Annotated in this window: 16 protein-coding genes and 2 tRNA genes; 10 read left to right on the forward strand and 8 right to left on the reverse strand. The window is 60.3% G+C overall.

Annotated elements, in window-relative coordinates:
* The first annotated feature begins 5 nt into the window (after window positions 1-5).
* The 6 genes from VIM61_02960 to VIM61_02985 all read left to right on the forward strand — a co-directional run bounded on the left by VIM61_02960 (window position 6) and on the right by VIM61_02985 (window position 6,385).
* Window positions 6-1,208 carry an acyl-CoA dehydrogenase family protein gene (locus tag VIM61_02960; protein ID HEY8899345.1) on the forward strand — a complete coding sequence of 401 codons (1,203 nt, stop codon included), beginning with the start codon at window positions 6-8 and terminating at the stop codon, window positions 1,206-1,208.
* Window positions 1,205-2,446, forward strand: coding sequence for a bifunctional 3,4-dihydroxy-2-butanone-4-phosphate synthase/GTP cyclohydrolase II (locus VIM61_02965; GenBank protein HEY8899346.1), 1,242 nt, complete (start codon window positions 1,205-1,207; stop codon window positions 2,444-2,446). The genes VIM61_02960 and VIM61_02965 overlap by 4 nt, the downstream gene beginning before the upstream one ends.
* Window positions 2,447-2,531: 85 nt before the next feature.
* The gene (locus tag VIM61_02970; protein ID HEY8899347.1) at window positions 2,532-3,671 is read left to right on the forward strand and encodes a sigma-54 dependent transcriptional regulator; all 1,140 of its coding nucleotides are present in this window, start codon (window positions 2,532-2,534) and stop codon (window positions 3,669-3,671) included.
* Window positions 3,668-4,810 (forward strand): FMNH2-dependent alkanesulfonate monooxygenase, encoded by a 1,143-nt coding sequence (ssuD, locus tag VIM61_02975; protein ID HEY8899348.1) that lies wholly within the window; start codon window positions 3,668-3,670, stop codon window positions 4,808-4,810. Before VIM61_02970 ends, ssuD begins: the two co-directional genes overlap by 4 nt.
* A 4-nt stretch (window positions 4,811-4,814) precedes the next feature.
* Window positions 4,815-4,997 (forward strand): YezD family protein, encoded by a 183-nt coding sequence (locus tag VIM61_02980; GenBank protein HEY8899349.1) that lies wholly within the window; start codon window positions 4,815-4,817, stop codon window positions 4,995-4,997.
* Window positions 4,994-6,385, forward strand: coding sequence for an FAD/NAD(P)-binding protein (locus VIM61_02985; GenBank protein ID HEY8899350.1), 1,392 nt, complete (start codon window positions 4,994-4,996; stop codon window positions 6,383-6,385). The genes VIM61_02980 and VIM61_02985 overlap by 4 nt, the downstream gene beginning before the upstream one ends.
* Window positions 6,386-6,590: 205 nt before the next feature.
* Here the strand turns inward: VIM61_02985 and VIM61_02990 are convergent, their stop codons facing one another.
* The 4 genes from VIM61_02990 to VIM61_03005 all read right to left on the reverse strand — a co-directional run bounded on the left by VIM61_02990 (window position 6,591) and on the right by VIM61_03005 (window position 11,425).
* Window positions 6,591-7,745 (reverse strand): hypothetical protein, encoded by a 1,155-nt coding sequence (locus tag VIM61_02990; protein ID HEY8899351.1) that lies wholly within the window; start codon window positions 7,743-7,745, stop codon window positions 6,591-6,593.
* Between the two features lie 73 nt (window positions 7,746-7,818).
* The gene (locus VIM61_02995; GenBank protein HEY8899352.1) at window positions 7,819-10,782 is read right to left on the reverse strand and encodes a DEAD/DEAH box helicase family protein; all 2,964 of its coding nucleotides are present in this window, start codon (window positions 10,780-10,782) and stop codon (window positions 7,819-7,821) included.
* Window positions 10,756-10,842, reverse strand: a tRNA-Ile gene (locus tag VIM61_03000). The genes VIM61_02995 and VIM61_03000 overlap by 27 nt, the downstream gene beginning before the upstream one ends.
* Before the next feature lie 163 nt (window positions 10,843-11,005).
* The gene (locus VIM61_03005; protein HEY8899353.1) at window positions 11,006-11,425 is read right to left on the reverse strand and encodes a hypothetical protein; all 420 of its coding nucleotides are present in this window, start codon (window positions 11,423-11,425) and stop codon (window positions 11,006-11,008) included.
* Between the two features lie 127 nt (window positions 11,426-11,552).
* Here VIM61_03005 and VIM61_03010 point away from each other — a divergent pair, with 127 nt between their 5' ends.
* The 4 genes from VIM61_03010 to VIM61_03025 all read left to right on the forward strand — a co-directional run bounded on the left by VIM61_03010 (window position 11,553) and on the right by VIM61_03025 (window position 15,538).
* Complete coding sequence (locus VIM61_03010) at window positions 11,553-11,765, forward strand: helix-turn-helix transcriptional regulator (protein ID HEY8899354.1); 213 nt, start codon at window positions 11,553-11,555, stop codon at window positions 11,763-11,765.
* Between the two features lie 41 nt (window positions 11,766-11,806).
* On the forward strand, window positions 11,807-12,583 hold the full coding sequence (locus VIM61_03015; protein ID HEY8899355.1) for a hypothetical protein: 777 nt from the start codon (window positions 11,807-11,809) through the stop codon (window positions 12,581-12,583).
* Window positions 12,584-13,089: 506 nt separating this feature from the next.
* Window positions 13,090-15,120 carry a MobA/MobL family protein gene (locus VIM61_03020; GenBank protein HEY8899356.1) on the forward strand — a complete coding sequence of 677 codons (2,031 nt, stop codon included), beginning with the start codon at window positions 13,090-13,092 and terminating at the stop codon, window positions 15,118-15,120.
* 73 nt (window positions 15,121-15,193) lie between these two features.
* Window positions 15,194-15,538, forward strand: a complete 345-nt coding sequence (locus VIM61_03025; GenBank protein ID HEY8899357.1) for a hypothetical protein — start codon at window positions 15,194-15,196, stop codon at window positions 15,536-15,538.
* Here VIM61_03025 and VIM61_03030 read toward each other — a convergent pair.
* The 4 genes from VIM61_03030 to VIM61_03045 form a co-directional block, all read right to left on the reverse strand.
* Window positions 15,535-15,825: a helix-turn-helix domain-containing protein gene (locus VIM61_03030; protein ID HEY8899358.1), complete on the reverse strand. Its 291-nt coding sequence runs from the start codon at window positions 15,823-15,825 to the stop codon at window positions 15,535-15,537. The genes VIM61_03025 and VIM61_03030 overlap by 4 nt on opposite strands.
* A 34-nt stretch (window positions 15,826-15,859) precedes the next feature.
* The gene (locus VIM61_03035; protein ID HEY8899359.1) at window positions 15,860-16,192 is read right to left on the reverse strand and encodes a type II toxin-antitoxin system RelE/ParE family toxin; all 333 of its coding nucleotides are present in this window, start codon (window positions 16,190-16,192) and stop codon (window positions 15,860-15,862) included.
* Between the two features lie 30 nt (window positions 16,193-16,222).
* Complete coding sequence (locus tag VIM61_03040; GenBank protein ID HEY8899360.1) at window positions 16,223-17,299, reverse strand: tyrosine-type recombinase/integrase; 1,077 nt, start codon at window positions 17,297-17,299, stop codon at window positions 16,223-16,225.
* Window positions 17,300-17,483: 184 nt separating this feature from the next.
* Window positions 17,484-17,558: transfer RNA gene (locus tag VIM61_03045), tRNA-Asn, on the reverse strand.
* Between the last annotated feature and the right edge of the window lie 24 nt (window positions 17,559-17,582).

Here is a 17,582-nt window from a genome sequence, read left to right on the forward strand (position 1 = left end):
CGGCTATGAGTGCGGCCATTCCCATTCCAGCCAGCGAGGTCGATGCCATCTGCCGGCATCCGCTGAAGATCGCCGAGCGGCTCGCCGCGGACTTCGCCCAGACCGCGATCGAGCGCGATCGCAAGGGCGGCACCGCGAAGCGCGAGCGCGATCTCCTTCGCGAAAGCGGACTGCTCAATCTCCTCATCCCCGAGGCGCTCGGCGGCGGCGGCGCGGATTGGCCGGAGATCCTCAGGATCGTGCGGCTCTTCGCTCGCGTGGACAGCTCGCTCGCGCACCTCTTCGGATTCCAGCACCTCCTGCTCGCCACGGTCGATCTCTTCGGCTCGGAGGAGCAGCGCGCGCGGCATTTCGAGGAGACGGCGCGGAACCGCTGGTTCTGGGGCAACGCGCTCAATCCGCTCGATCAGAACACGCATGCGACGCCGGCGGATGGCCGCTGGCTCGTGAACGGGCGCAAGGGCTTTTGCTCCGGCGCGACGGATTCCGACCGCCTGCTTCTCTCCGCGCTCGATCCGGAGGGGCGCCTGCTCGTCGGCGTGATCCCCTCGGATCGCGCCGGCCTGCGCATCAGGCAGGATTGGGACAACTTCGGCCAGCGGCAGACCGACAGCGGCACGGTGGAGTTTTCCAATGTCGCGCTGCACGACGAGGAAATCCTCCGCAGTCCGGGTCCGCTCGGCAGCGTGCGCGCCACGCTGCGGCCGTGCCTCGCGCAGATCATCCTCGCGAACATCTACCTCGGCATCGCGGAGGGCGCGCTCGCCGAGGCGCGCAACTACACGCTCGCTCAGACCCGCTCGTGGCTCACCTCCGGCGTCGAGACGCCGACCGAGGATCCCTACATCCTCGCGAACTACGGCAACATGTTCGTCGAGCTCCAGGCCGCGCGCACGCTTACCGACCGCGCTGCCGATACGCTCCAGCGCACGTGGGAAATGGGCGAAGGCCTCAGCGAAAATTGCCGGGGCCGCGCGGCCATCGACATCGCCGTCGCGAAGACGCTCACCACTCGCACCGCGCTCGACGTGACGAACCGGATGTTCGAGGTCATGGGCTCGCGCGCCACCGCCGGCGCCGCGCGGCTCGACCGCTTCTGGCGCAACGTCCGCACGCACACGCTGCACGATCCCGTGGACTACAAAATTCGCGAGCTCGGCGACTGGGCTCTCAACCGTCACATCCCCAAACCCACCTTCTATTCATGAACGCAACGAGCATCACCCGAGTCGAAAAAGCCCTGGCCGCCATCGCGGCGGGAAGAGCCGTGGTCGTCGCGGACAGCGAGGATCGCGAGAACGAGGGCGACCTCATTTTTGCCGCCGAGAAGGCGACGCCCGAGCTGCTGGCCTTCACCGTGCGGCACACGAGCGGCATCATTTGCGCATCGCTGCCGGGCGAGCGTCTGCGCGAGCTCGGGCTGCCCCTCATGGTCAGCGACAACACGGAATCCCAGCGCACCGCGTTCACCGTTTCCGTCGATTGGAAGCACGGCACGACGACGGGCATCTCCGCCGCGGATCGCGCGGCTACGCTGCAGGGGCTGGCAAATCCGTGCGCGCTCGCGGGCGACTTCCTGCGCCCTGGCCACATTTTTCCGCTGCGCGCCGCCGAGGATGGCGTGCTGCGACGCCCCGGCCATACCGAGGCCGCGCTCGATCTTGCGCGGCTGGCGGGGCTGCAACCCGTCGGCGTGCTTTGCGAGATCGTGAACGACGACGGGACGATGGTTCGCGGCGCGGCGCTCGAGGCCTTCGCCGCGCGGCACGGGCTGCCCTTCCTCACGGTCGAGGATTTGATCGTTTACCGCCGCTCGCGGGAACGGCTCGTCGAGCGCACGGCGGAGGCGCGACTGCCGAGCGCGCATGGCTCGTTTCAGGTGCATGTCTATCGCTCGAAGCTCGATGGCGCGGAGCACGTCGCGATCGTGAAAGGGAAGGTCGCCGGCCGCGAGAACGTGCTGGTGCGCGTGCATTCCGAGTGCTTCACCGGCGACATCCTCGGCTCCGCGCGCTGCGACTGCGGCAAGCAGCTCGAGATGGCGCTCGCCCGCATCGAGCAGGAGGGCGCGGGGGTCGTCGTTTACCTGCGCGGACACGAGGGGCGCGGCATCGGCCTCACGAGCAAGCTCCACGCCTACACGCTGCAGGATGCCGGCCGCGATACGGTCGAGGCCAATCAGGATCTCGGCCTGCCCGTGGACTCACGCCGTTACGACATCGGCGCGCAGATTCTCGCCGACCTGGGCGTGACCACGATCCGCCTCATGTCGAACAATCCGGCGAAATTCACGCAGCTTGGCGGCTACGATCTCACCATCGTCGAGCGCGTGCCGCTCGTCACCGCGCCGAATCCCGAGAACATCTCCTATCTCCGCGCGAAGCAGGAAAAGCTGGGGCACTTGCTGAACTTCCCTGGCGCGACGGCAAAAGAGATGGCGGCCTGATTCGCGACCATCCGCAAGAAAGAAGATTGCAACACCAGTTAATGAATACGACTAAACAAGTCGTTATATGATTTTGCACGATTCCATGAGCCGCAGTCTCGAGTCGGTTTCGCACGTGCGGGTTTCGAAGAAGCCCGTGCTGACGCTGCCCAGCGAGCGCCAGATCGCCGCGCCGCTTCGTGCGAGCGTGCTTGTCTTCGAGGACCCGCGGTCCCGCGCGCTGCTCGAGCGCATCCGGCTCATCGCACCGAGCGGGGCAAACGCGCTCATCGTGGGCGAGACCGGCACGGGCAAGGAAATCATCGCGAGCCACATCCACGCGCTCAGCTCGCGAGCGCACGGGCCGTTCGTCGCGGTGAATTGCGGCGCGTTTTCCGAGAATCTCGTGGAGAGCGAGCTCTTCGGTCACGAGCGCGGGGCGTTCACCGGCGCAATCTCGGCGAAGTCCGGGTGGTTCGAGGCGGCGCACGGCGGCACGTTGTTCCTCGACGAGATCGGCGACCTGCCGCTCGCGTTGCAGGTGAAGCTCCTGCGCGTGTTGCAGGAACGCCAGGTCGTGCGCGTCGGCTCGCGCAAGCCCATTGACATCGACGTGCGCGTGGTCGCGGCGACGAACGTGCAGCTCGAGAGCGCAGTGAACGAAGGTCGCTTCCGGGAGGACCTTTATTACCGGCTCAACGTCGCGAACCTGCATCTCGCCGCTCTGCGCGACCGTCCGGGAGACATTCCGCCCCTCGTCGAGCATTTCGTCCGCGTTTATTCCGAGCGGCTCGGCGTGCGGGACATTCGCGTGAGTCCCGAGGCGATGGAGCAGCTCGTGCGCGGGCATTCCTGGCCGGGAAACATCCGCGAACTCGAAAACGTCATTCACCACGCGATCCTCGTGCGGCGCGGCAGCGTGATCCGTCCCGAGGATTTGAATCTCGCCTCGCTGCGCCCGCGCGCCAATGCCGCGGAGCCATCGCTGCGCTTCCCGACGGGCAATCCCGCGGATGGCCTCAAGCGAGCGCTGCTCGAGCTCTTCGAGCAGGGCGGCGACAACCTGTTCGAGAACATCGAGAGCAGCGTGATGCGCGCGGCCTACGACTATTGCCACCGCAATCAGCTCGAGACCGCGCGTCTGCTCGGCATCAGCCGCAACATCGTGCGCGACCGCCTTCTGCGTTGCGGAGCCCTCGCAGGCAAACGCCGCACGGCCGCCGCGCCCAAAGAAATTTCCCTATGAAGATCCTCTGGTTCATTCCCACCCACGGCGACGGCCGTTATCTCGCATCCGGCATCGGCGCCCGCGCCACCACGCTTCCGTATCTCAAGCAGATCGCACAAACGGTGGACGAACTCGGCTACTACGGGGCGCTGCTGCCGACGGGCCGCTCCTGCGACGACGCCTGGGTGGTCGCCTCGGCGCTCATTCCGGTCACGCAACGCATGCGCTTCCTCGTGGCCGTGCGTCCCGGGCTCATGTCTCCCACCCTTGCCGCGCGCATGGCGGCGAGCTTCGACCGGCTCTCGGGCGGGCGGCTGCTCATCAATGTCGTCGCGGGTGGCGACCCCGTGGAGCTGGCCGGCGATGGCATTTTCGACGATCACGACACGCGCTACGAAGTCACCGACGAGTTCTTGGACATCTGGCGGCGCGTCGTCGCGGAGGAGGCGGTGAATTTCGAGGGCAAACACCTCCGCGTGCGCGACGCGAGGGTATTTTTCCCGGGCGTGCAGAAGCCGCATCCCGATCTCTATTTCGGCGGTTCCTCGCCGGCCGGCCACCGCGTGGCCGCGAAGCACGTCGACGTCTATCTCACGTGGGGCGAGCCGCCCGCGCAGGCCGCGGAAAAGGTGGCCGCCATGCGCGCGCTCGCCGCGGAGCAGGGTCGCACGCTGCGCTTCGGCATTCGCCTCCACGTGATCGTGCGCGAGACGGAGAAAGAGGCCTGGCAGGCTGCGAACGAGCTCATCCGCTACGTGACGGACGAAAGCATCGCCGCCGCGCAGAAGGTCTTCGAGCGATTCGACTCTGCGGGGCAAAAACGCATGGCCAGCCTGCACAATGGCAAGCGCGACTCGCTCGAAGTGAGCCCGAATCTTTGGGCGGGCGTCGGCCTCGTGCGCGGCGGCGCGGGCACCGCGCTCGTCGGCTCGCCCGAGATCGTCGCCGCGCGCATCAACGAATACGCCGCCCTCGGCATCGACCATTTCATTTTCTCCGGCTACCCGCACCTCGAGGAGGCGCGGCGTTTCGCGGAACTCGTCTTCCCGCTGCTGCCGCTCGACATCGCCGAGTCCCTCGATTTCCCAAGCTATGTGAGCCCGTTCGGCGAGATCGTTGCGAACCAGGACCGGCCCTCCGCCGCGCTGGCCCGCTAACTTTATGAGCAATCCCATCGATACGATCACCCCGCGCGTTTCCATCCCGAAGCAGAAGTGGCTCGATGTCGTCGAGCGCCAGGTGAACGCGCTGAAATTCGGCTCCGTTCACATCACGGTGCATGAAGGCCGCGTCGTGCAGGTCGAGACAAGCGTGCGTGTGAGGTTCGACAAGCCCGACGCATGATCGCCATCGTGGGCGGCGGAGCGAGCGGATTGCTCACCGCGGCGCAGATCGGCCTGCAGGCGCGCGTGCCCTGCCGCATCGCGCTCTATGATCCGGCGGAATTTCCGAGCGGCGGCCTCGCCTACGGCACGCGCAATCTCGCGCACCTGCTCAACGTTCCCGCCTGGAAAATCAGCGCGCTGCCCGACCAGCCCGGGCACTTCCTCGAGTGGCTGAAGCGCCCCGGCAACGTCGCCAGTCTGCTCCGCGACGAACCGCCGAAGGAAACCGACTTCCTGCCGCGCGCGATCTACGGCTGCTACCTCGCGGCACTCGTGCAGGAGGTCTACGCCCGGCCCGGCTGTCAGGCGAGGCTCGACCTCCGCCGCAGCCGCGTCGTCGATTTCATTCCGACTCGTGGCGGCGGAACGCTCGTCACGCAGGACGGCGACACCGAGGATGTCGGCCACATCGTGCTCGCGCTCGGCAATCTGCCGCCGCGCGACCCGTTGCCCGGGAGGCATTCCTTCTTCAGCAGTCCGCGGTATGTCGCCTCCGTCTGGCAAAGCGGCGCAATCTCGACGGATTCTCCGGAGGACGACGTGCTCCTCGTCGGGACGGGCCTCACGGCGGTGGATGTGATTCTTGGGCTCGAGGCGACCGGACATCGTGGCAGATACATCGTCACCTCGCGCGGAGGACGCTGGCCACAGGCGCACAGGCTCGGCACGTCGCATCCCGACTTTTTCCCGAACCTGCCCGGCTCCCTGCGCGATCTTGTCCGAATCGTCCGTGCGGAAATTCACGGGGCGGGCGTCGAAAACTGGCGTCCCGTGCTCGACGCGCTGCGCCCGCGCACGCAGGCAATTTGGAGGAGCCTCACACCCGACGACCGACGCCGCTTCCTGCGGCACGTGCGCACGTTCTGGGAGTCACACCGTCACCGCATGCCAGGCACCGCGTGGGCCGTGCTCGAGCGCCTGCGGGCGGAGGGCCGCCTCGAGCTCGTCCCGGGTCGCCTGCGGGATTTTGTCGAAACGGAAACCAGTGTCATTGCGCATCTCCAACCCAAGCGGGAGGAAACGGTCCGCGAGCTGCACGTTCAAAAGGTCTTCAACTGCATCGGCCCGGAATCGAACTTCCGCCAGCACTTCAACGATCCGCTGCTCATCAACCTGTTCGCGCGCGGAGTGCTCCATCCCGACCCGCTTCTGCTGGGGCTGGAGGCGACGGACAGTTTCGCCCCCATTGGAACGAAGGGCCGGATCTACGAGCAAATCTCGCTGATCGGTCCACCGCTCAAAGGCATGCTGTGGGAAACGACGGCGATTCCAGAAATTCGCGCGCAAGCCGCACAAGTCGCCGCCCTGGCCCTGGGGCACCACTTGCCCCCAACGTGGGAGATCTGAGTCTCCATCAAAAAAGTGGCTCCTGAGGTAGGATTCGCCTGTGCTTCTCGTTTATTTACAGGTATTTACGACGTTTTTGACACTGTTCGTCAAGACGATTTTTGCGAACTCCGTGACTATCAAATCGGGTGCTTTTGAGATTTTTTGCTGGCAGTTTTGCTGGCAGTTTTGCTGGCAGTTTTTTGCCCCACCTCCTGAGGTAGGATCATATTTCCCGCAGAATTACATCAGGTTTATCACTCATCGACACTGAACGTCCCAGTTCAGTTTCAAGCTCGCGCCCCAGGCGACTTTTCTCCTCTCCGAATAACTTGGCGAGTTTACGTGCAATACCGCCTCCGGCGGGTGCCAACACCAAGCGGTTCATCAACGCGCGGACACCGACCAGATTTTTGGCAGAATTGATTGGATCGCCAGATTTGAAAGTGGTTTTGAGCCAATCGACGCCAATTTGGACTGTGGTATCGCCCACTGGAAACGCTGAGCAGTGTGCATCAATATGGCGGGCGACCGACTGAAGCAGTTTTTCGCGAGCCAGAAGATCGTGGGTGTCACTCGTATCCAGAGCAGTTTGAAATTCGCTCAACCACTGCCGCAAGGAAGCGTATTGCTCTCGAAGCTGTAGAGCGATTTTGAGCAAATCCCCCGGCTGTTGCGCCTCTTGGATCGCGAGTGCGGCAATAGGCGGTAAATGCAGCCGGACAAGATAACCACCTGAATCTATGCGATTGAGCACCTTTACCCTTTGCTCTGCCACAAATTCGCGAAAGCGCCGCTCGGCGGATCGCAACCCAAAAAGGCTGTCCACTCGCCCGAACCAGGCTTCTCGCACTGGATGACTGTTGTAGGGAATACTGAGCACGTGGGCGCGTGCCAGCATACCAGCTCCGCCCCAAATGAGCTGACCGAAATAGGGATCGGCCGATCTGCCGCTTTCCTTGAATGTCCGGACATTTTCCTCATGGTGCTCACGCATTATCGGGCAGACGCAGAGCTCCTCGACGAAGCACTGTCGGATCGGTAGCCATTCTTGTCGAATGTCTTGGAACGGCTTTGGAATGACCAAGCCGTCGGAATACAAAGTTTCTAACTCATCGAATTGACGCCAGGTATCTGCGTGCTCTCCCTCTACAAACAATGCGTCGGTGAAAACCAAATTGTTGAGCACTTGAAAGAGGCAACGTACATTCAGCGCATCCTGAGGCACCGCTTTATAAGAGAAATCGTTCTGCTCCGGCGCGACTTCCAATTCACTGGCCGTGCCGCCCACAAGTCCATTCGACAGGAGCGTCCCGACGCATTGAAGAGTCCAATTGTCGATCAGCAGATTGCTCATCTTTGCTTGGTGGGTGTTTTGCATGAGAACGATTGATCCCTTAAGAACACGTGAGGCAATTTATCTAAATCGAGCATCCCCGCGCCGTGGGCCGTGGCTACTCTCTTCGCCCCTTCCTTACCCCTTGATTCTTTTCGTAATCTCCTTGCTCATAATAGGTCCGTTTGCCGAAAGCTATTTCCCCCGAGTCCGTAAGCCAGGCGAGTTGAGAGAAACAAACACCAGACTTTTTTGGAACTCGCTGTTCGCCAAGAATGCGTTTCTCACCGAGCATCGTCCAGACGAGTCGGCGCTTCAGGGTCTTCAACACTCTATTGAGATATTCGGCATCCGCGAGGAGCGCGTGCTTGCCCCCGAATCTGAGCGATGGATCAAAAAAAACGGTGCGATCGCCTGCTGTGAAACCGTCGATGCCGTTCCACCACAGATCGTTTAACGTGAAAAAAGGTTTGCTTGGTGCCTGGAGGTAAAGACTCGTCGGGACCATAGGATCGTAAGTCCATTCCGAAAGAAGGTGGTTCGATGCGTGATGTGCTTTTAGCGACGTGTCTCGAATTTTCTCGTCCGCACCTAGATACCAATCGGGCAAAACATTGTAGGAACTGCCAAAAGGATATTCTCCCGCGAACGCCGACAACCACTTGCCTTCGGTGGGAAGCCACAGGCCAAAGTAGTTACGCTCGTCCAATGCTTCAATGGTAGCGTCCATATCCGCATCCGGAATGAGGTAGCTATTGATGTGAATCCAAGAGTCTCGATACGGGTCGCCATACTTCCGGTGAGGATCGAATTCTCCCCAACTCGGATAAGCAGTTAGCAGCTGCCATCGCTGGTCCTGAAAGTCGGAGATTTCCAAGAGGCATTCAAAGGAGGGCAGATCATCGCGTTTAGCGACCCAGTTGGCGAAGCTCAATTCCTTCGTTGCATGCAAATCGATGCGTTCATGAATCCACCAATCCTCGCCCGTCTCGGCAGCTACCGTAATGGTCAATGTCGGATCGAGTTTCCGCTCTTCAAGAAGGATGAGCGGACGCCGAATCGGATCGGGCTCCCAACTGTCGGCTTCAGCTTTGACCTTGTCATGCAGTCGGGACGCGAGCCGGTAGAGCGCGATCCACTGATACTTCTTACCGATTCGCTCAGCCCAAACGGGTTTAGCCCGGCCGCCCCCTTCTTTCGCGGTGATGTATTGGTCGTATGCATCACAATCGCTCTCCGCTAACCCCATATCTTTGACGATATGATTCACAAGCCATGCTCCGATCTCAGGCTTGGTGAGGTTCGCCATCCATGGCCCCAAGCAACCTATTGTGTAGTGGTTGAAATCGTCGTGAAGACAGCTTCGTGCGACGTAACCAACTGCTCCGTCGGCATGGACCCATTTCTCAATCTCGGAGTCTGTGGGAAAGCGAAGCGGCCAGTCAGCGCGACGCTGCCTGCGGGTCGGTGCGAGGGGATTGAAACCTGTTTCTAAGCAGTCCAGCTCTGCAGCTAACTCCGCGAGACAGCGGATGTGATCGCGGAGAAGAGCGTTCTGGAACGATTGCGGCTCGGACAGATACCGCTCCATAACGGTCTTCGCGACGCGTCCGAGGGTGTTGGAATCAGGGTTGAGTAGCAGAGCCCCGTAAATACTAAGTAGCGTCCGCTCGCGGACCTCATCGTCATCGATAGAAAGGAGAGCATCTATCAACTGCAATGCGATCTCGGGCTTCGCCCGTAAAACCAAAGTCGCGGCTCGGGTAGCTCTGTCTTTCACGCGGCGATCTGCAGCCGCAGTGAACCACAAGAGGGTAAGAGTCCATCGCAACGCGGTTTCCGGGGCAATGTCAACGAGTGGGACGCTTCGAGCCGCCTCAATTAGTTGGGAGACGACGTAGATGCGGCGGTCGGTGGTGATGGTTTTCTCGCCGGGCTCAGGCCAACGAGGTTCATCGGGAATGTGTTCTTTGAAGGCATCGAGCGCCTGTCCACGTAGGGCGATGCGATCCACAAGGAAAAGGGTGCGCTGTACGACGCCCGCCCTCATGAGGGCATCGACAAGAGCGATGCAAGTGCGAGTCTTGCCTGTGCCGGTGGCCATGACGAGGAGGAACTGCCGGCGGCTCTGCGCGATGCCCTCCATGACGGAGCGGATGGCCTGTAGCTGGTAATCGCGTCCCGCGATGGTGGTGTTGATTAACTCACTGGTGAGTGGCTTCTTGTGTTTGCGGAGGTGCAGTAGGCGTTCAAGGTCTTGTCGAGTAGGGAAGCCGTGGACCTTTTGCGGTGGGGCTTCGCCGAGGCTCCAGAAAAAAATATCGTGGCCGTTGGTGTAGAAACAGAAAGGCAGTTCGCCCCCCTGTTCGATCTGGATGTTTACGCAATATTGTTTGGCCTGTTCGCGCCCGATCTCGGCGTCTTTCGAGGATTTCTTGGCTTCGACCACGGCGAGAGGTTTGCCGTTTTTGCCGAGGAGGACGTAGTCGCTGAATTCGCGTTGAACATCGTAAGTGGCGGGATCTTCACGTAGGACAGCGCCAGAGCCGCGAGAAACGAAGAACTCTTCGATAACCTGAGTCCGGTCTGAAACATTCCACCCCGCTTCTTTGAGTCGGAGGTCTATGATTTCCTTTCGGAGTTGGGCCTCAGAAGACATGACAGGCGTTAAAAGTTCATCGCCCCGAAATTGCGACACAAGAAGCGCGAATCCAGGCATCTTCGCTCCATTTCTCCAAGGAGATAGTCGCGGGGGGGGCGTAGATTGTTGCGCAGATCCCGCCAAGGACAGCCCTCCGGCGCCTGAAACGTCCGAAAATAACGCAGCTTCTTCATCGCCCTCAAATTCGTTCAGCGCAATGGCAAGCTCCTCATCATAGACATCTGAGAGAGACTTGAGAAGCGGGGCGGAAAAAATGTAGGTCTTGAAGTCTGCCGCATCAACCGGCTCCTTGAGCAGCCAAGCGGCTTTACAGAGGCGGGATTCGAGTTGGAAAGAGAGAGTTGCCCCATTGAATCCCGAATCGTACCAGAATTGACTCTTTCTTGAAGAAGATAGGAGCGGTGGGAGTCGAACCCACATCAGCCGATTATCTATCGCACGGGGTATAAGCCCGCTGCTCTACCGTTGAGCTACGCTCCCGTCTGAATCGAAGGAATCAGACGAGACGTATTCGGAATGGTGCACTGAGGAAAATCTGCACGGATGAATGATCCCCCACGGACGTGGCTTCGATCAAGTTTAGAGTGGCTCGAATGTGCATTGCGTGTTCGCAGGCATGCGCAACCCATGACAAGTCTGGCGGTCAAATGTGATCGAGACGCCTCTTCATCAGCTTCCCGAACTTGCTTGGGAAATGCAGCACGAAGTGTTCTTCATCGCCTCGCGACCTGACATCGATACTTCCGAGAAGGGTAGAAATGCGCCACTCTTGTCGAACTTTTACTGTGCACCAATAACGCGAGAGATCACTCAAGACTCCAGTCATCCGGTAGCGGCCTAAAGCAAGACCGTTCGGAAGAAGACCGAGGAGATCCTCTTCGGTCAGTTCGAGACTTGTCGAGCCATCCCATCGTGAAAAGATTTCTTTGGCCACTTGCCTGTGTGCGTCTGTGAATTCTGGGGAAGGTTCGCCCGACAAGGGGTTATCAATACCGAGTCGTAACCCAGGAACGCTCGCCGCGATGCCTTGATATTCTGTTTCGTCGCGATTGTGACCGCTCATTTCGAGAGAATGGTTTCCGCCTCAGTAGCGCGCGCCGTCAGAATGTAGAGGCGACAATCGATGACGCCAGTCCTCAGCCAATTAAAAAATCCCATATGCGGGATAAGTGCTCACACATCCTTCGTGGGTGCGCAAGCTCAGAAAGCAGTTGGCCGTGTTCCTTCGCGAGAAACGTGGAACTCTCACGCTCGATCAGTTCGCCAAAAAGTTGGGAATTTCCGATTCGAGCCTGAATCGGCTGGAAATGGCCGATCAGAACCTGACCATTGATACCTTGGAGCGACTTTTGGACCGGCTCGGCTGCGATTTCGGAGATGTCTTCAAGCGCGAAAGGCGCTGATCGAAAATCGCCCGTCCCTCCGTGAAATGAGGCCATAATCGATGAGGCCAGTTCCGAAAATACCTCCTCCAGAAGAATGGCATTTCGAAGCTTTTCCAACTGTTTTGACAGGAGCGCGGCTATATTTTTGCTTCACCTACGAGTACGCACGTTGCGTTCCTTGGATCGTAGATTGGATAAAAAGGGAGCAGCGCGAAGGGCTGTCCAACGACCTAAAGATCATCGCCCGAAAAGTATCTGCATCGCCGGGCGAGCCAACGCGCTTGTCGTCTTTGCCAGAGCATTCGGACTTACTGCTGCCAGGTGTAGAATTTCCTCGCGTTCCCTTTTTGAAAACGGGTTATGCAGGTAGACCGGAAGAGGAATTTCCTGAGATTCCCTCAAGTCCTGCCCTCCAGCAGGCTATTCCGTATGGCGAAAAATGGGTTGGAAACGAGACATATGCATATCTGTCGGCCGAAAACCTTTACTCTTTTGAAGTGAATTGGAAGCGAAGCCCTGACGCGATCCTTTCTGCCTTCAAGAAATGGATAGATGAAAATCACCCGCGGGAAGGAGAAACTGGGAGGGGAACAAGTCGCGCGCGCATCATCGCAGGAAATTTGAAAGCTCTGGGAGTTTGGCGGCTTTTAAAATGGTTCAACGGCGACATATCCGAAGCTCGGAAGATCGTTGACCCCGTGAGACCAGACGCCTTGTACGCGCGAGAAGAAGATTGGCTTAAAGCTAGAAATCGAGCGCAACGCATCATTGACGATTGGAACGAAAGATCTTCTCCCGCTCTAGTTTCCGGGGAACTTCGCCGCAAGACTTCGTAAGCCAACCCGAAGTAGAGGTCGCTCGTGATGACAACCACGAGCTCAGACCAAAAATCAAAGGCGGAAGTTTTACGCGAGAAAGCCGCGGAGCTTCTTGCGCGAGCGAAGGCGACAGAAGCCGCTGAAAAGCGGCGCGAGCGAAAACGGAAACGTCGATGTGCGTTCCTCATTGGAGAGTCGGCGCTCAATCGCCCCGAGGTTGTGAAATCCATCTTGCCGCATCTCTCCGCGTCTCACCAAACTTACGTCCGCAACGTTCTAGGGCTTGAGGCACCATCTACCGGTCTCCCGGTTACGAAGCCTGTGTCACGCGATGAACCCTGAGCGGTGCATCCCTCTATCCATGGCGTTTCTGGGGAAGCGCACATTAAGTCAAAGCCCTGGGGCTTTGACTGTGCGCCTCGCGGGGCGAGGCGGTAGCGCTCCGGCGCTACCGGAAGTCGCTCGCTGCCGCTCGCATGTTGGAACGCAGATCGTCCGCGGCACGAGGCAATAGGGAAAAGAGCATGGCCATCTTCCATTTCAATATTCGAACGGTCCAGCGTTCGGAGAAAGGCGGTCATACCGCCGAGCAGCTCTCCTACATGCTGGGCGAGCGATTGCGGCTTCCGAGCGGGAAGCTCGTCAGCGCCAAGCTTGCTTCTTTCCACAGCGATGAAGCTAACTCGATCATCAGCGGAGTCATTGGATGGTCGGGCACCTGCCAGGGACTCGCCGACGCCACCGAATCCGCCGAGAGACGGCAGGACGCGCGTGTCGCGCGCCGCATCATCGTCGCACTTCCTCACGAACTGGATCGTGAGGCCCAGAAGCGGCTCGTCAAAAGCTATTGTCTCAAGATCCGCGATCTTCATGGCGTGGCCGTCGCCTACGCTCTCCATCCGCCCAACAAAAAGGGAGACGGCCGTAATCACCATGCGCATCTGCTTCTCACGACACGCCGAGTCGAGGCAGACAAGTTTAGAGCGAAGACACGCGAACTCGACACCATCGTCTCCGCGCGCGCGGCAGTTGAGGTCATGCGCGAGGAGTGGAGCAAGCGCGTGAATGCCGCGCTGAAAAAGTCAGGTGTCGCTTCGCGTATTTCCCATCTCAGCCTTGAGGCACAAGGCATCTCCTGCGAACCGACACGGCATGTCGGCCTTCGCGCAACCGCGGCTGCCCGTGCCGGGCGTCGCATGCAGGCAGTCGAACAAAATGAGCGAGCAAAACGAGATGACAGACAGATCACAAACGCACGAGTTGATGCGGCTCTCCGCCGAGCTCGAAAGGCTCGCGAGCGAGCTGGAGAGCGTAACGTCGCTGCTCGTCGAGGTCGGCGACATCTGGCTGGTGCCGGGAAAAGTCCAAGCCATCTGGGCGGAGGCCGGACAAACGCTGATCGACGGGGTGCCGTGCAATCTTTCCAAGCAGGAGGCGGCTCAAAAAGTCAACGATCTGCGGTCGCGCTCGATGAGCTGAAGCGCTCCATCGATCTCACGCGATTCGCCGGTGTGAGTGGCTGGCTGCTCGATGTGAGCGGTGGGATGGGAGGGCGTCATTTTCAAATGCGTCAGCCCGACGGCCAGCGCGAGATCGTGGTGAGCCGATCGCTCGACGGACAGTGGCGATATTTCCGACGCGACAGCGGCGAAGGCGGCAGCATCATCGATTTCGCGCAGAAGGAACTTGGCTGGGGCGATCTCGGCTCGGTGCGAAAACGATTGTCGGAGGTCGTGGCGGGATCGTTGCCGCCACCGGAGCGGAAGCGATTCGCTTCTTTCCCCATTGCCAAGCCTCGCGGCAGCGAGGCTGCGCCGCAGGCCGCGACAATCGACGCCATCCAATATCTGCAAAACGTCCGCGGATTTCGTGCGGAAACCCTCGACCATTTTTCCGGAAGCTGGCTCGACGATGGACGCGGCAATGCGGTTTTCCCGCACACCGAGGCCGGAGGCCACGGTGGAGAAATCCGCGGCGCGGGATTCCAAGGATTCTCAGCGGGCGGGACGAAAAGTCTCTGGGCTCATATTCCAGACCGATGCGAGAAACTCGTGATTTGCGAATCCGCAATCGACGCGATGTCTCACGCTCAGGCGCACGGACTTCCCGACAACACCGGCTACGTTTCTGTGGGCGGCGGTTTCGGCATCCCGATATTGGATGCAATCATCGAGATCGCTCGGCGCATGACGGCGGTGCTGCTTGCGGCATTCGACCGGGATTCCACGGGTGAATTCAATTCCGCGCGGACGATCATGCACGGACGTGCTGCCGGGTTGGAGGTGGTGCGGGATGCACCTCCCGAGGGTCGAAAAGACTGGAACGAGGTTATTTGCGCCGCGCCTCCTCAAGTCGAGGCGACCGAGGAAATCCCGTCGTTGTCTGCCGGCGAGTGGGAGAAGCAAATCATGTTCGCCGTGAACATGGAGGACGCGGTGGAGATCCGAAGGCTGCTCAAATACGGGCGGTCGCACCTCGACCTTGCCGATGGGTTCATCGACGAAACGATCCGATACGCGGAGCGGCATCTTCTTGCGGAGGACCTTCACCAATGAGAACGCCGTTCCGCGATTTCGGTCGAATATGGATGTGCTTTCCGTGTGGTGAAACGAGGAAGGAGGTGCGGTGATGCTTTCGAGCAAGAAGATCACGAGCGGGCACGAGATTCTCGCGATTCTGAACTGCCACCGACTGCCGGGGCGTCTGACGACCGCGGAAACCGCGGTGCTTCTCGGATTTCAGGAACACGACATCGCGCCGCTCGTCGCCGCGAAGATGCTCACGCCGCTGGGCAAGCCCGCGCCGAATGCGCCGAAATATTTCGCGGCGATTGAGGTTCAGGCGTGCGCGGAAAATCGGGACTGGCTTTCACAGGCGACGAAAGCGCTCACGCAGCATTGGCATCGCAAGAACAGCCGGAAACGGACCTCGCAGAGCGACCATCCAACCCTCGAACTCGAGGACGAAAGCTAGATGCCCGCCTCGATGTGGCCGAGACTCAAAAGCAGCTCGGGAGTCTTCTGCATGACTTCGAGAAGTCGCAGGGCGGCACCGGACGGCTTTCGTTCGCCCGACTCCCATTTGCGGACCGTGACCGAAGGCACGTTCAGAATCTGGGCGAACAAAGGACGGCTCAGGTTGCGCGCTTCGCGCAGCTTGACGATCTCGGTCGGCGAAAATTTCGGAGCCGGAGCCACAACTCGGAAGGAGCGGAGCGTCAGCTTCTTTTTGCCGGCATAGTGATCCGCAACGTCCCTCATGTCCCGCACGAGATCGGCGGGATCGAAGACGGCATCATCCCAGCTTGAAATGCGCTTTGAGGAGGGAGGCCGCTTGCTTGAGGCTTTGCTTTTCATCGTCGGTCAATGTTTCGCGTTTGGATTTCTTGTAGAGGGTCGCGAGGAAGATCGCGTCGTGCTCGGGCAGGTAGAGATAGATGACGCGAGCGCCGCCGCTCTTGCCTGCTCCGGCAAGACGCATCCGCGCTTTTCGAAATCCTCCTGTGCCTTGAATGACATCGCCACGTTCGGGATCCTCCAGCAGTTCCTTTTGGAATCGCCGATAGTCCTCGTCCCCGACCAGCGCCGTGACGATGGCGGTGAAACGCGGAAGTTCGATGAATTCCAAAGCAGACGGTATGTTACTTTGTATCATCTTTCAAGTTCCCGTTGCGGCCTGTGCCGGAGCCTCGTCGAGCGTGATGCGGAGCGGCATGGCGATGACTTTGCGCTCGGCGAGCGATTCGTATTCGTCGAGGGCCGGAAGGATGACCATCGCGCCTTTGGCGTAGGCCTCGTGCACGGCGCGGCTGCTGTGGCCCAGAGCTTCCTGCGCGAACCGCTGCGGATAGCCGCAGGCCTTGGCCCGCTGCGCCCAAGAATGCCGGTAGGAGTGAAGGCTGACGCCGGACACGCCCGCGATGCGGCACCGGCGGCTGAACTCGGTCGAACGCGCATTCGCGCCCGCCGTCCGGATCGTCGGGAAGAGCGGTCCGGTTTTTGGCAGCGTCTCCAAAAGCTGACGCAGCGTCTTGCCGATGCTGAGCCGTGCTGGCTCGCTGTCGGGGCCGAGCTTCTTGCGGCGATAGACGAGCAGCATGTTCTGCCAGTCGATGCTTTCCGCGGTGATCTCGGCGGCGTCCGACTGCGCGGCTCCGGTCTCGTAGAGGAACTGGTAGTAGGCGCGCTTTTCGGGATTCTTCTCGCTCGCCATGATGCGCGTGTGCTCGTCGGCGGTGACCGCGCGGCGGCGCTTGCTGACCTTCTTCGGCCAGCTCCGTTTCGTGAGGACCGGCCACGGCAGCCAGCCGAGATCGACGGCGAGGTTGTGCAGGCGGCGGAGGTAATGCGCGATGGAGTTGCCGTTGGCATGGACGACGGCGAGCAGATCCGCGGCGGTCGTCTGGACGAGCGGCTTATCGCGAATCGGATCGTAGGCGCGTGAGCACATCGTGCGCGCGCAACGCTCACGGGTGGCATCGATGCCGTGGCGCTCCATCTCGTGCATGACCTCGCGCCACGTGCGCTTGCTCATGCTCGGATCGTGCGCGGCGAGATAGGCGCGCGCGATGGAGAGATTCAGCGTGGGCTCTCGGTGCGATTCATTCTTCGCGTTGACGAGTTTCTGCGCCTCGCGCCGATCCTTCGTGCGCAGGCTGCCCTGCTTGTTGGTTCCGTTCTCCTGCCAGTAATAGACGCCGTTCTCGCGCTGATACAGGCGGTATCGATCCTTCATTTCCACGTGTGGTTGCGAGGCTACACGCGGCGAGTCGTTCTCCGTTACCGAGCAGTGGGCGAGTTCGCGTCGGATTCAAGCGGATTTTCGCGTGGAAAACCGATTGCTGGCAAAACCGCTGGCACTTGCCGGAAAATCGGACCTTCGTGAGTCGTATGTAACTGATTGATAACCAGTTACAAAGTGGCTCCTGAGGTAGGATTCGAACCTACGACCAATCGGTTAACAGCCGATCGCTCTACCACTGAGCTACTCAGGAATTCAGAGGGAGTGACAGAGAACA

Source organism: Chthoniobacterales bacterium (assembly GCA_036569045.1).
GTDB lineage: Bacteria > Verrucomicrobiota > Verrucomicrobiia > Chthoniobacterales > JAATET01 > JAATET01.

Coding starts and splice junctions, on each gene's coding strand:
- VIM61_02960 (HEY8899345.1), top strand. CDS start 6: ATGAGTGCGGCCATTCCCATTCCAGCCAGCGAGGTCGATGCCATCTGC.
- VIM61_02965 (HEY8899346.1), top strand. CDS start 1,205: ATGAACGCAACGAGCATCACCCGAGTCGAAAAAGCCCTGGCCGCCATC.
- VIM61_02970 (HEY8899347.1), top strand. CDS start 2,532: ATGAGCCGCAGTCTCGAGTCGGTTTCGCACGTGCGGGTTTCGAAGAAG.
- ssuD (HEY8899348.1), top strand. CDS start 3,668: ATGAAGATCCTCTGGTTCATTCCCACCCACGGCGACGGCCGTTATCTC.
- VIM61_02980 (HEY8899349.1), top strand. CDS start 4,815: ATGAGCAATCCCATCGATACGATCACCCCGCGCGTTTCCATCCCGAAG.
- VIM61_02985 (HEY8899350.1), top strand. CDS start 4,994: ATGATCGCCATCGTGGGCGGCGGAGCGAGCGGATTGCTCACCGCGGCG.
- VIM61_02990 (HEY8899351.1), bottom strand. CDS start 7,745: ATGCAAAACACCCACCAAGCAAAGATGAGCAATCTGCTGATCGACAAT.
- VIM61_02995 (HEY8899352.1), bottom strand. CDS start 10,782: ATGTGGGTTCGACTCCCACCGCTCCTATCTTCTTCAAGAAAGAGTCAA.
- VIM61_03005 (HEY8899353.1), bottom strand. CDS start 11,425: ATGAGCGGTCACAATCGCGACGAAACAGAATATCAAGGCATCGCGGCG.
- VIM61_03015 (HEY8899355.1), top strand. CDS start 11,807: ATGAGGCCAGTTCCGAAAATACCTCCTCCAGAAGAATGGCATTTCGAA.
- VIM61_03020 (HEY8899356.1), top strand. CDS start 13,090: ATGGCCATCTTCCATTTCAATATTCGAACGGTCCAGCGTTCGGAGAAA.
- VIM61_03025 (HEY8899357.1), top strand. CDS start 15,194: ATGCTTTCGAGCAAGAAGATCACGAGCGGGCACGAGATTCTCGCGATT.
- VIM61_03030 (HEY8899358.1), bottom strand. CDS start 15,825: ATGAGGGACGTTGCGGATCACTATGCCGGCAAAAAGAAGCTGACGCTC.
- VIM61_03040 (HEY8899360.1), bottom strand. CDS start 17,299: ATGAAGGATCGATACCGCCTGTATCAGCGCGAGAACGGCGTCTATTAC.